Annotated in this window: 11 protein-coding genes and 1 pseudogene; 1 reads left to right on the forward strand and 11 read right to left on the reverse strand. The window is 70.4% G+C overall.

Annotated features, from left to right (window positions below; translation table 11 throughout):
* From ACWGDE_RS29130 to ACWGDE_RS29155, 6 genes and pseudogenes are all read right to left on the reverse strand, one after another.
* A pseudogene (locus ACWGDE_RS29130) lies at nucleotides 1–979 on the reverse strand (squalene--hopene cyclase); the annotation flags it as partial.
* Entirely contained in the window at nucleotides 976–1404 is a 429-nt protein-coding gene (locus ACWGDE_RS29135; RefSeq protein ID WP_453392013.1) for a DUF2834 domain-containing protein, read from the reverse strand. The gene ACWGDE_RS29135 and the pseudogene ACWGDE_RS29130, both read right to left, overlap by 4 nt.
* A complete protein-coding gene (locus ACWGDE_RS29140) occupies nucleotides 1388–2920 on the reverse strand; it encodes a flavin-containing monooxygenase (RefSeq protein WP_453392014.1) in 1533 nt (510 codons plus the stop codon). The genes ACWGDE_RS29135 and ACWGDE_RS29140 overlap by 17 nt, the downstream gene beginning before the upstream one ends.
* A gap of 56 nt (nucleotides 2921–2976) precedes the next feature.
* Nucleotides 2977–3873, reverse strand: a complete 897-nt coding sequence (locus ACWGDE_RS29145) for a 1,4-dihydroxy-2-naphthoate polyprenyltransferase (protein WP_453392015.1) — start codon at nucleotides 3871–3873, stop codon at nucleotides 2977–2979.
* Complete coding sequence (gene ubiG / locus ACWGDE_RS29150) at nucleotides 3867–4577, reverse strand: bifunctional 2-polyprenyl-6-hydroxyphenol methylase/3-demethylubiquinol 3-O-methyltransferase UbiG (protein ID WP_453392016.1); 711 nt, start codon at nucleotides 4575–4577, stop codon at nucleotides 3867–3869. The genes ACWGDE_RS29145 and ubiG overlap by 7 nt, the downstream gene beginning before the upstream one ends.
* A gap of 79 nt (nucleotides 4578–4656) precedes the next feature.
* Complete coding sequence (locus ACWGDE_RS29155) at nucleotides 4657–5712, reverse strand: polyprenyl synthetase family protein (RefSeq protein WP_453392017.1); 1056 nt, start codon at nucleotides 5710–5712, stop codon at nucleotides 4657–4659.
* A 98-nt stretch (nucleotides 5713–5810) separates the two neighbouring features.
* Between ACWGDE_RS29155 and ACWGDE_RS29160 the strand changes: the two genes are divergently transcribed.
* Nucleotides 5811–7166 (forward strand): cytochrome P450, encoded by a 1356-nt coding sequence (locus tag ACWGDE_RS29160; RefSeq protein WP_453392018.1) that lies wholly within the window; start codon nucleotides 5811–5813, stop codon nucleotides 7164–7166.
* Here the strand turns inward: ACWGDE_RS29160 and ACWGDE_RS29165 are convergent.
* The 5 genes from ACWGDE_RS29165 to ACWGDE_RS29185 all read right to left on the reverse strand — a co-directional run.
* Entirely contained in the window at nucleotides 7163–8278 is a 1116-nt protein-coding gene (locus tag ACWGDE_RS29165) for a mechanosensitive ion channel family protein (protein WP_453392019.1), read from the reverse strand. The genes ACWGDE_RS29160 and ACWGDE_RS29165 overlap by 4 nt on opposite strands.
* A gap of 198 nt (nucleotides 8279–8476) precedes the next feature.
* The gene (locus ACWGDE_RS29170) at nucleotides 8477–9292 is read right to left on the reverse strand and encodes an amino acid ABC transporter ATP-binding protein (protein WP_453392020.1); all 816 of its coding nucleotides are present in this window, start codon (nucleotides 9290–9292) and stop codon (nucleotides 8477–8479) included.
* 7 nt (nucleotides 9293–9299) lie between these two features.
* Nucleotides 9300–10100 (reverse strand): amino acid ABC transporter permease, encoded by an 801-nt coding sequence (locus ACWGDE_RS29175; RefSeq protein WP_453392021.1) that lies wholly within the window; start codon nucleotides 10098–10100, stop codon nucleotides 9300–9302.
* A complete protein-coding gene (locus ACWGDE_RS29180) occupies nucleotides 10097–10945 on the reverse strand; it encodes an ABC transporter substrate-binding protein (protein ID WP_453392022.1) in 849 nt (282 codons plus the stop codon). The genes ACWGDE_RS29175 and ACWGDE_RS29180 overlap by 4 nt, the downstream gene beginning before the upstream one ends.
* Before the next feature lie 262 nt (nucleotides 10946–11207).
* A partial coding sequence (locus ACWGDE_RS29185; RefSeq protein WP_453392023.1) for an MFS transporter occupies nucleotides 11208–11711 on the reverse strand: 504 nt, incomplete at its 5' end.

The following is an 11711-nucleotide window of genomic DNA, read 5'->3' on the forward strand; positions in this document are numbered from 1 at the left end:
GGGCGAGGGCGGTGTCCATGACCACGGAGGTCCACATCTCCACCCGGCGGTGGCCGTCCTTCTCTACGACGTAGCGGTCCAGTCCCTCCATCGCGGACTTGATCACCGGGTGGTCCTGTCCGAAGCCGACCGCGTCCAGTCCCATGACCACGTTCGCGGTCTGCGGCCAGTTGCCGCCCCAGCTGCCGTCCTTCTCCTGGGTCCGCACGAGCCAGTCCGCGGCCTTGCGGACCGCCCGGCGGCGCAGGAAGCCGACCGGGTGGCGGGCGTACCAGTGGCTGATCGTCGTCCCGATGCGCAGGGCGGCGGGCCTGGGGAGCCTGCGGCGGGCGCCGGGCCGGGCGAAGAGTTCGTCGATGGTGAAGCCGGCGGGGACGACCGGCCGTTCGGCCATGAACAGGCTGTTGGCCACCACGATCCCGCGGGCGGCGGCGCCTATCTGGTAGATGTTGCCGGGAATCCTGCTGGGCAGCAGGACGATCTCGGCCGGGATGAGCGGGATGTCGCGCCAGGGCCACAGTCCGATCACGGCCAGCCAGGCGAGCATGAGGAGGTTCTCGACGCCCTCGATGCCGCCGTTGGCCCGGATCGAGCCGGCCGCCGCGCGCATCGCCGGTTCGTCGGGGTCGTGGCCGGCGAGCCGCAGCGCGACGTAGCAGAAGATGGAGAGCAGCAGCTCGTCGGGCCCCTTGTAGTAGGAGGCCCAGCCGCCCGACTCGGACTGCTCGCTGAGGATCGTCCTCGCCGCGGCGGCGACCGAGCCGTCGTCCGGCAGCCGCAGGTAGTGCCGCAGGATGACTTCGCCGGATTCGCCGATGAGGCTGGTCTCGAAGTCTCCCTTCCAGTGGCCGGCCGGGTCCTGGCGCTCCCGGAGCGTTCGGGCGGCCAGGGCCAGGGAACGGTCGACGCTCGCGGCGAACGCGCGGGCCGCGTCGGCCGGGGTGGCGTGAGTGGCCTCGGTGGCCTGGGTGGTCGTCACTTCATCCCTCTCGTCGATTCGTGGGCGGCCGGGGCGACGGGGCTCGGCCCCTCGCCGCCCGCGGCAGCGATCTTGAGCTGGCGGACGTACATGAAGGCGGTGAAGCTCGCGCACAGCGCCAGCGCCGGGGCGCCGATGATGTACGCCCACACGTGGCGGATGCCGAACCGCCGGGCCTCGACGACCATGAAGGCCGCCAGTGCCGCCCAGATCAGGAACAGGTCGGCGTAGATGAACTGGGCCGCCGGGTTGGTCAGCGCGTCGCGCATGAAGGTGCGGATGACTCCGAAGGGGCCGTCGTGGATGTTGTCCACGACGAAGTCGACGGCCAGCGCCCCCATGACGCAGGAGCCGGCGGCGGAGAAGCCCGCGTAGAACAGGCACAGGGCACGGTCCCTTCCGTGCACCTCAGCGAGTTTCGACACGTCGGCCTCCGGAGCGGTGGGCGTGCGCGTGCCGGGGCGAGTGGTCCGGTCGTCTGTCGTACCGGTACGCGTCGAGGTCGAAGTGCCGGGCCCGCCACGCGGCTTCGTACCGCGTGGCCGGGCGGACGGCGGGCGCGTCCCCGTGCTCGTCGAGGTAGTAGGTGTTCGAGGTCCGGCAGCTCTCGTCGAGGAACACCGTGTTCGGCTGCCTGCGCAGCGTCCTGCGGAAGGACCTGTCGTGTTCCTCCGGCCGGACGGAGGCTTCCGTGGCGCGCCGCCGCCGGGCCTCGGTGATCACCCGGAGCGCGTGGGTGACCTGGTAGTCGATCATTCCGAACCAGGATCCGCCGGTGAACGCGTACGGGCCGACGATGAACCAGAGGTTGGGGAACCCCTTGACCGAACTGCCCTCGTACGTCTGGAAGCGCTCGGTCCTCCAGAACTCCCGGAGCTCCCGGTTCCCGGGACCGTGCACCGGGAAGGGCGGCAGGTTCTCCAGGACGTGGAAGCCCGTGGCGAGCACCAGTACGTCGAGCCGCCGCTCCTCGCCGTCCGCCGTGTGGATGCCGGTCTCGGTGATCCGCTCGATGGGTTCGGTGACGAGCTCGACGTTCTCGCGGGTGAAGGTGCGCCAGTAGCCCTTTCCGAACGAGGGCCGCTTGCAGCCGAGTCGGTACGCGGGGGTGAGCTTCCTCATCAGTTCGGGGTCGCCGCCCACCTCGCGGCGCAGGTGGCGCCGGGACAGCGCTTCCCCGGCCTTGACCAGGAAGGGGAACTGCCGGTGGTAGATCATGGCGATGACGAAGCCGAGCTCGGTCACCGTGTCCGTGAGCAGCCGGACCGTGCGCTGGGTCCACGGGGCCGCCCGGAAGATCCGGTTGAGGGCGGCGGGCATCGCGAAGTCCGGTTTCGGGAAGACCCAGATGGGCGTGCGCTGGAAGACGTGGAGCCGATCCGCGCGGGGGGCGATCTCCGGGACGATCTGCACGGCCGACGCGCCGGTTCCGATCACTCCGACGTCGCGGCCCTCCAGCTCCAGCGAGTGGTCCCAGCGCGCCGTGTGCACCACCTCGCCCTTGAAGGAGTCGAGCCCCTCGATCGCGGGCGGCTTGGGCTTGGTGAGCCAGCCGGTGGCGCAGATGACGAACCGTCCCGTGGTCCGGGTGCCGTCCGCCAGGGAGACGGTCCACAGGTGCTCGGCCTCGTCGTACTCGGCCCGCTCCACCCTCGCGTTCAGCCGCAGGTGGCCGCGCAGGCCGTACTTGTCGACGCAGTGCCGTGCGTACGCCTTCAGTTCCGCGCCGGGAGGGAAGGCCCGGGACCATTCCGGGGAGGGTTCGAAGGCGAAGGAGTAGGAGAAGGCAGTGATGTCCACGGCGATGCCGGGGTACTGGTTGGCGTGCCAGCTGCCTCCGATGTCGTCCTGCTCGTCCAGGACGAGGAAGTCCTCGATGCCGGCCTTGCGCAGGCCGATCGCGGTGCCGATTCCGGAGAACCCGGCGCCGATGACGAGCACTTCGTGGTCCGGCGTCCGGGGGGCTCCCGGTGGCTCCGGTGCCCCGCTCCGGCCGGTCACAGGACCAGTCCCGTCGCGAGCAGGGCCCCGAAGACGAGCAGCAGGACACACGTCTCCTCCAGGGCCGCGATCAGCTCGCTGCCGCGCGCTCCGGCGAGCACCCGGCGCACCGGGGGGACGGCGAAGGGGACGGCGGCCACCAGGAGGAGCAGCCAGGGCCCGGCGGCCGCGGTCAGGAGCAGTCCGGACACGAAGGCCTCGCCCACGCAGAGCAGGTAGTAGACGCGGGTGCGGGTGTCACCGAGGCGCACCGCGAGGGTGATCTTTCCCGCGGCGGTGTCGGTCGGTATGTCGCGGAGGTTGTTCGTGGTCAGCAGCGCGCAGGCGAGCAGGCCGATGGGTACGGACGCCCAGAGCGCGAGCAGGGGCACCCGGCCGAGCTGGATGTAGGCCGTGGCGCACACGGCGATGACCCCGTGGAAGAGGAAGATGCTGATGTCGCCGAGTCCCAGGTAGCCGTAGGGCCGGGAACCGCCGGTGTAGAACCAGCCGCCGAGCGCGCAGACCGCCGTCAGGGCGAGCAGCCACCAGGAGATGGTGACGGCCATGATGATTCCGGCCAGGGCCGCGATCGCGTACAGGGTGAGCCCCATGCGCAGGACCTGCCGTGGGGAGGCCTGGCCCGAGCCCACCAGGCGGACGGGGCCGACCCGTTCGTCGTCGGCTCCGCGCACCCCGTCGCTGTAGTCGTTGAAGAAGTTCGTGCCGAGGACGAAGCCCAGGCCGAACAGCAGGGTCAGGGCGGCGCGCCACCAGCTGAAGTGGCCGAGCGAGCCGGCGACCGCCCATCCCACCACGATCGGTGCCAGGGTCACGGGCAGGGTCTTGAGCCGGGCACCGACCACCCAGTTCCGCACGGCGTCGCGGACCGGCAGTTGCTCGATGGTCACCATTTCGTCCCCACCCCGAGGAAGAGGACTCCGGTGGACTTGACGGGCACCATGCGGACCTCTTCGCGGCGCCGGGCCAGGTAGCGGATGCCGTCGAGGAACCCCGGTCGCAGGCCGTGCAGTTGCAGTTCCACCCCGTGCTCCCGGGCGGTCCGCGTCAGCCGTTCCCGGTTGACGAAGAGGCGGTGGTCGTGGGTGCCGCGGGCCGGCCTGCCCGGGAGGGGGAGGTTCTCGGCGAGGGTGATGGACACCAGTCTGGCCGTCCTGGTGTCGGCGATGGTGTCGACGATCAGCGTGCCGCCGGGGCGCAGGACCCGGCACAGCTCCGCCACCACCCCGTAGGGATCGGGTACGTGCTCCAGGCACTGCCCCGCCGTGACGACGTCGAACGACTCGTCCTCGAAAGGGAGTTCGGCGATGTCGGCGCGGACGACCTCGTCGAAGCCGTGGCGGAGCGCCTCGTCGAGCGATTTGGCCGACAGGTCGACGCCGACCACGCGGTAGCCCTTGCCCGCCAGGTGCGGTCCGAACAGGCCGCCCCCGCAGCCGACATCGAGCAGCTGCGCGTGCTCCCGCCGGGCGGCCGGAACGTACCCGGCGCGGGCGCGGGCGATCCAGCCGAGCGGCGCCAGCGGCCCTCTAGGGTCCCACCATTGACCGGCGAGACGATCGTAATCGCTGATGAAGTCAGTACGGAGCCCTGTCACAACCACCCTCCTGGATCGATACGCCAAGCCCCTGCGGGGGTTGGCACTGCCTGGCTCGCCGCCGAACGGCGCGAACGGTTCACGCCGTGTCGCACAGCGCTTCCTGCGCGGGGTGCTGGGAGGCGAGCCCGTCCACGAGGTCGCGCAGACACCGCCGTACGAGGGGAGCCCGGTGCACGAAGGACGGATGGGATTCCAGCGCGTCCAGGGCGTCCGCCATGTAGCGCTGCGCCACGTCGGCCGCCCGGCCGATCGAGCCGGTCTCCTGCATGGCGTCGATGATCGCCTGGCATTGCACCGGGGAAATGGGCTGCTCCCGCAATACCGGAAGAATGCGGTCCGGCGAATCCCTTACGGCATAGATCACCGGAAGGGTGTAGACGCCGTTGAGAACGTCCTTTCCGGGCTGTTTTCCCGTTTCCTGACTGCAGATGTCCAGGATGTCGTCCCAGATCTGGAACGCCATGCCGAGATTGTACCCGAAGGCCTCCAGTGCCTCTTGGGACGCAATGTCACCACCGGCCTGGGAGGCCCCCATCAGGGAGGCCGTGCGTATGAGACGTGCGGTTTTACCGGAAATCGACGTGAGGTATTCCTCTTCGGACCGCAGGGGATCGAAGAGCTGGGTGGTCTCCAGCATCTGGCCCACGCACAGGTCGATCAGCGTCTCCGCCATGGTCATCATGCGGGAAGCGCCGAGCGAGGCCGCGGCCTGCATGCAGCGGGCGAGGAGATAGTCCCCGGTGAGCAGTGCGACGGCGTCGCCGTACTTGGCGTTCGAGGTGGGCCTGCCACGCCTGACCTGGGCTTCGTCGATCAGGTCGTCGTGGTACAGGGTGGCGATGTGCAGGACCTCCACGACCGCGGCCCCGTCGATGACGCGCTGGGGCGTGACCCCGGCCCCCTCGTCCTCCAGGAGGTACGAGGACAGGAGCACGAGCGTGGGCCTGAGCAGGCGGCCCGTCTGCTCCACGGCGTACATGATCGGTTCGTGGATCCTCTGGTGCGGCGGCACCGCCAGCGAGTAGAGACTTTCCCTGACCCGCTCCAAGTCGCCTTTGAGCCGTTCTTGAATCCGAACGAGTCCGCCATCGGTCGGAAATTCTCTTCCGATCAGGGTCGATATCTCCTTCATTGATGCTCCCTTCGAGTCCAGGTGGCCTCAAGTGCGGTGCAACCCTGCATGGGACATTAGGAGGAAGCATTGAGAACGAGTTGAGAATGGATGGCGACATGGAAAGCGTTTCCTCGGTACCGAAGGCACCCGGCGCGAAGGCCCTCCTGGGGCACCTGCCCGCTCTCCTGCGCGCGCCGCTGGCCTTCCTGCGCGGCCTGCCCGCGCACGGTCCGCTGGTGGAGATCCGGCTCGGCCGCAAGCCCGTCGTCGTGGTGTGCGATCCCGAGCTGACCCGTTCGCTGCTGGTCCAGGACCGCGTCTTCGACAAGGGCGGCCCCCTCTTCGAGCGGCTGCGCGAGGCGGGCGGTCAGGGCCTGGCCACCTGCCCGAGCGGGGAGCACCGGCGACAACGCCGGCTGATACAGCCCGCGTTCCACCAGGCCCGCTTCCCGGGCTACGCCGGCATCATGACCGCGCGGATGGACGCCATCCTGGGGAGCTGGCGCGACGGCCAGACCCTCGACCTCAGCGTGGAGATCCGCAAGATCGCCGCGGACGTGGTCATCGCCGCCGTCTTCGGCACCCGCCTGGAGAGGGGCATCCACACCCGTCTGGCCACGGACTTCGACACCCTCCTCTCCGGCTTCACCCGGCACAGCCTCCTGCCGAAGCCGCTGCGCAAGGTGCCCACGCCCGGCAACGTCCGCTACGACCGGGCCACCAAGCGGGTGCGCGAGACCATGACCGGTCTCGTCGCCGAGCACCGCGAGCGCGGGGCCACCGACGAGACGAACCTGCTGTCCATGCTCATTTCGGCCCGCGACCCGGAGAGCGACTCACCCGCCCTGAGCGACGAGGAGCTCGTGGACCAGGCCGTGACCATGTACTCGGCCGGCACGGAGACCACGGCGGGCTCCGTGGGCTGGGCGCTGTACCTGGCGGCCGTGCACCCCGAGGTCCTCGGCCGGCTGACGGACGAGATCGACACGGTGCTCGGCGGCCGCACCGCGACCTGGGAGGACCTGCCCCACCTGACCTACACCCGACAGGTGTTGAGCGAGGCCCTGCGGATGTACCCGCCCGGCTGGTTCCTGACCCGGCAGACGATGAAGGACGCGCAGCTGGGCCCGTACTCCCTCGCCGAGGGCACGACGATGGCGTACAGCCCGTACCTCATCAGTCATCTGCCGTCGCTCTACCCCGACCCGGAGCGCTTCGATCCCGACCGCTGGATCCAGACCGGCCGCCAGCCGCAGGTGCCCGTCACCGTGTTCGGCGGCGGTGCCCGCAAGTGCATCGGGGACGAGTTCTCGCTCATCGAAGGCGTCCTGCTGCTCGCGTCCCTGCTCAGCCACTGGAACGTCGATCTGCACGCCGGCAGCCTGACCCTCCCCAAGCTCCCCCAGCTCACGCTGAACCCGGGCCGGATGGTGGCCACCCTCACCACCCGAGCCCGCGTCGGGGCCCGCTAGCGCCCGCTGTCCGCCAGCGCGGGGGCCTGCGCCCCGCGCTGGTGCGGGACCGGGGAGGACGCCTCCGCCAGTCCGTGGTGGAGGCCGTCCTGGTGGAGCGAGACCGTCCGCGTGGGAGCGGGGATCGAGATGCCCTCCGCCCGGAACCGGCTGTGCAGCCGCTTGATGAACTCGTGCTTGATCCGGTACTGGTCGCTGAACTCGCCGACGCCCAGGATCACCGTGAAGTTGATCCTGGAGTCCGCGAAGGTGTGGAAGCGGACCTTGCCCTCGTGGTCGGGGACCGCGCCGTTGATGTCGGCCATCACCCCGTCGACCACCTCCAGGGTCACCCGCTCCACGTGCTCCAGGTCGCTCTCGTAGCCCACGCCGACCTGGACGAGGATCGACAACTGCTGTTCCGGCTGGGTGAAGTTGGTCATGTTGGTCCGCGCGAGCCGCCCGTTGGGGATGATCACCAGGTTGTTGGAGAGGTTGCGGACCACGGTGTTGCGCCAGTTGATGTCGACGACGTACCCCTCCTCACCGCTCGTGAGACGGATGTAGTCACCGGGCTGCACCGTCTTCGAGGCGAGGATGTGGACGCCCGCGAAGAGGTTGGCGAGGGTGTCCTGAAGCGCCAGGGCCACCGCCAGACCGCCCACGCCGAGAGCGGTGAGCAGGGGTGCGATGGACACGCCCACGGATTCGAGTGCGACGAGCAGGCCCATCGCGAGCACCACGACCCGCGTGATGTTGACGAAGATGGTGGCCGATCCGGCCACTCCCGTCCGTGCCTGCGCCACGGACTGGACGAGACCCGCGACGACCCGGGCCACGGCGAGCGTGGCCATGAGGATCAGCAGCGCGGTCAGCGTGTGGTTCACCCAGCCGGAGACCCGCGTGCCGAGGGGCAGGGTCGAGGCGGCCACCGCGGCGCCCGCGATGACGGCCGCCGCCGGCGCCAGGGTGCGCAGGCCGTCGACGATGATGTCGTCGCCGCTCCAGCGCGTGCGCAGGGCGTGCTTGGCCAGCCACCGTACGAGGGCGCGCATCAGCAGCCCGGCGACCGCGCCGGCGGCCAGCGCGATGCCGGCGACCAGCCAGTCGTGCAGCACGAGGTCCCGGGTCAACGGACGCCCTCCGCCCCTCGCCGTGCCGGGGAAGCGGCGCCGGGCACGGCCGGCCGCCGTATGAGGTGTGTGGTCACCTTGTCACCTGTCAGTTCGTCGTGCGTGGAGCGGCGTTCGCGCATGCGTGCGCATCCGGAACGGGCTGCCATCCTGCCCCATGGACGGGACGGCTCCGCACGTGGGCCGGGTCCGGGCCGTCTACCGGCCTTCGTCCTGGGGGCCGGGGGGCTCGGCGGCCGCCGGGTCGAGGATGCGGTTGAGGAAGCTCCTGGTCCGCTCGTGCCGGGGGGCGCCGACCACCTGCGCCGCCGGACCCTGCTCGACGATCACTCCGCCGTCCATGAACACGACCCGGTCGGCGACCTCGCGGGCGAAGCTCATCTCGTGGGTGACGACCATCATCGTCATGCCCTCGCCCGCCAGCACCCGCATCACCGCGAGGACCTCGCCGACGAGTTCTGGGTCGAGTGCCGAGGTCGGCTCGTCGAAGAGCATCACCTCGGGGCCCATCGACAGGGCCCGGGCGATCGCCACCCGCTGCTGCTGGCCGCCGGAGAGCTGGGCGGGGTACGCCCCGGCCTTGTCGGAGAGGCCGACGCGGGCGAGGTTCTCCCGGGCCACGGCCGCGGAACGCGTCTTGTCCCGGCCCAGGACCCGGCGCTGGGGCAGGGTGAGGTTCTCGGTGACGTTCACGTGCGGGAAGAGGTTGAACTGCTGGAAGACCATGCCGATGCGGCGGCGCACGGCGTCGATGTCCACGTCCGGGTCGGTGACCTCGGTGCCGCCGACGAAGACCTTGCCCCCGCTGGGCTCCTCCAGCAGGTTCACGCACCGCAGCAGCGTCGATTTGCCCGAGCCGGACGGCCCGATGACGCACACCACCTCGCCCCGGGCGATCTCCAGGTCGATGCCGCGCAGGACGTGGTTGGCGCCGAACGACTTGTGCAGGGCGCGGATCTCGATCTCCGGGCCGTCCGTGGCCATCGTGTCCACCGCTTCCGTCTCCTGTGGCATCTCGTCCTCACGTGGCCTTGTCCGCGCGCGCCTCCAGGCGGCGCACCACGAAGCTCAGCGGCACGGTCACCAGGAGGTAGCACAGGCCCGCGACCAGGATCGGGGTGGAGTTGGCGGTCTGGCTGGCGAGGTCGCGTCCGAACTTGGTCAGCTCACGCTCCTGCAGGGTCACGCCGAGGAACAGTACGAGCGAGGAGTCCTTGAACAGCAGGACCAGTTCGTTGGTGAGCGGCGGGATGACGATGCGGAAGGCCTGCGGGATGACGATGGAGACCATGGCGCGGGCGTGCGAGAAGCCCAGTGAGCGGGCCGCCTCCAGCTGCCCCTTGGGCACCGCCTGGATGCCGGCCCGAATCGTTTCCGCCATGTAGGCGGCGGCCACCAGGCCGAGGCCGAGCGCGACCTTGCCGTACGTGCCTCCGGGGATCTCCGTGCCGGGGAACGCCAGGGGCACGGCCACACCCACGAAGATGAAGATCAGCAGGGCCGGGAGGCCCCGGAACAGCTCGATGTACACACTGGCGACCCACCGGTACGGGGCCACCGAGGACAGCCGCATCATGGCGATGACCAGGCCGAGCACCAGGCCGAGCAGGAACCCGGACAGGGTGTAGACGACCGTGTTGCGCAGGGCCGTGGTGATGATCTCCGGGAACAGCCGCAGCGCCAGGTCCTTCTGGGCGAACTGGTTCCGCAGGCGGTCCCAGTCGGCGTACGTCCCGATCAGGACGAGTACGCCGACGAAGAGCGCGTACTGCAGGCCCTGCGAGACGCGGCGGCGCTGGCGGCGGGTCAGCCGAGAGCTCACGACTTGGCCTGGGGCAGCGGCCCGATCCACTGCTCGTAGATCTTCTTGTAGGTGCCGTCGGCCTTGGCGTCCGTGATCGCCTTGTCGATCGCGGCCAGGAGGGCGGTGTTGCCCTTCTTCACCGAGAAGCCGTACTGCTCACCCGTGTCGATGTTCTGTCCGAGGGTGAACTCGGCGGCGTTCTTGGGGTCCTTGAGCCAGCCCTGGACCACCGGGTAGTCGATGACGACCGCGTCGACCTGGCCGGTGCGCAGCCCGTTGAGCACGGCGTCCGAGCTCTCGAAGGCGACCGGGTCGAAGCCCTGGCCCTTGGCGTAGCTCTCGCCGGTGGTCTCCGCCTGCGCGCCCAGCTTCTTCGACTTCGCCTTGAGGTCGGCGAGCGAGGTGATGCCGCTCTTCTTGGTGGCGAGCAGCGCCTGGGTCGCGTCGAAGTAGGGCACGGAGAAGTCGACGTTCTTCTTGCGCTCGTCGGTGATCGTCATACCGGCGGCCGCGAGGTCGCACTCCCCGGAGTTCAGGAAGGCGCCGGTCTTGAAGTTCTCGAAAGGCGTGTCGAGGATCTTCTGCTCCACCTTGAGCCGGCTCGCCACCAGGTCGACCAGGGCCACGTCGAACCCGACGACCTTGCCGTCCTTCTCGAACTGGAACGGCGGGTAGGGCAGGTGGGTGCAGGTGGTCAGCTTGCCCTTCTCGACGACGGGTACGCCGCCGGCCGCCTCGCCCGCGCCGTCGCCGCCCGAGGAGCATCCCGAGACGAGGAGGGCGCCCGCCGCGGCGGCTGTGGCCGCGACGCGGATGCGGAGGCTGCTACGGCGACTGCGGGTTCCTCTGGCCGTCCGGAACACGGTTGACCTCCACGAGTGCGGGGCGAGCGGCGATCACGGGACGGGACCGTCCGCCGAGATCGTAAGCCACGGGCAGCGCACACCGAGGGATCTTCGACGCGGCGTTCCGGGGACCCCCGACCGGACCCGGGCGATTCCGGCCATGATCACGGACCCGGCCGCGAGGGGCTTCCCCGGACGCTCCGCACGCCAGCCCCGGGCGCGTCCCTCGGGCCCCGGACGTGCACGGGAGCCCCCCTGATGTCGCACAAATGACCGGATCTCAACGCCCCCCGGCCGCACGCTGGTTCGCCGTCGGGCCACCTTCCGGTTCCGTTGGCCGGCCCGTGCGCCGGCGGCCGCCGAGCCCGGCGATGACGGTCAGGGCCAGCAGCAGGCCGCCGGCCGTCGCGGCCAGGGCCGGGGCCGGGCCCCACAGGGTCCATGCCGCCCCGAACAGCAGGGAGCCCGCGAACCTGGACAGGGCTTGCGCCGTCTGGAGTACGGCGAGTCCCGTGGTGCGCAGCCCGTCGGGGAGCAGCGGGCCGGCGGCGGCCATCAGCACCCCGTCGGTGGCCGCGTAGAACAGGCCGAGCAGCCCGAGGAGCCCGGGCAGCGCGAAGTCGAGCGCGGGTCCGGACGGCACCGGGGCCAGGAGCAGCGCGCAGGCGCCGAGCAGCAGCAGGTGCCCGCCGAGGAAGACCCGGTGGCGCCCCAGCCGGTCGGCGAGCCGGCCCATCGGCACCGCGGCCACCAGGAAAACGCCCCCGGTGCCCACGGGCCGCAG

The sequence above is a fragment of the Streptomyces sp. NPDC054956 genome (genome assembly GCF_053609185.1).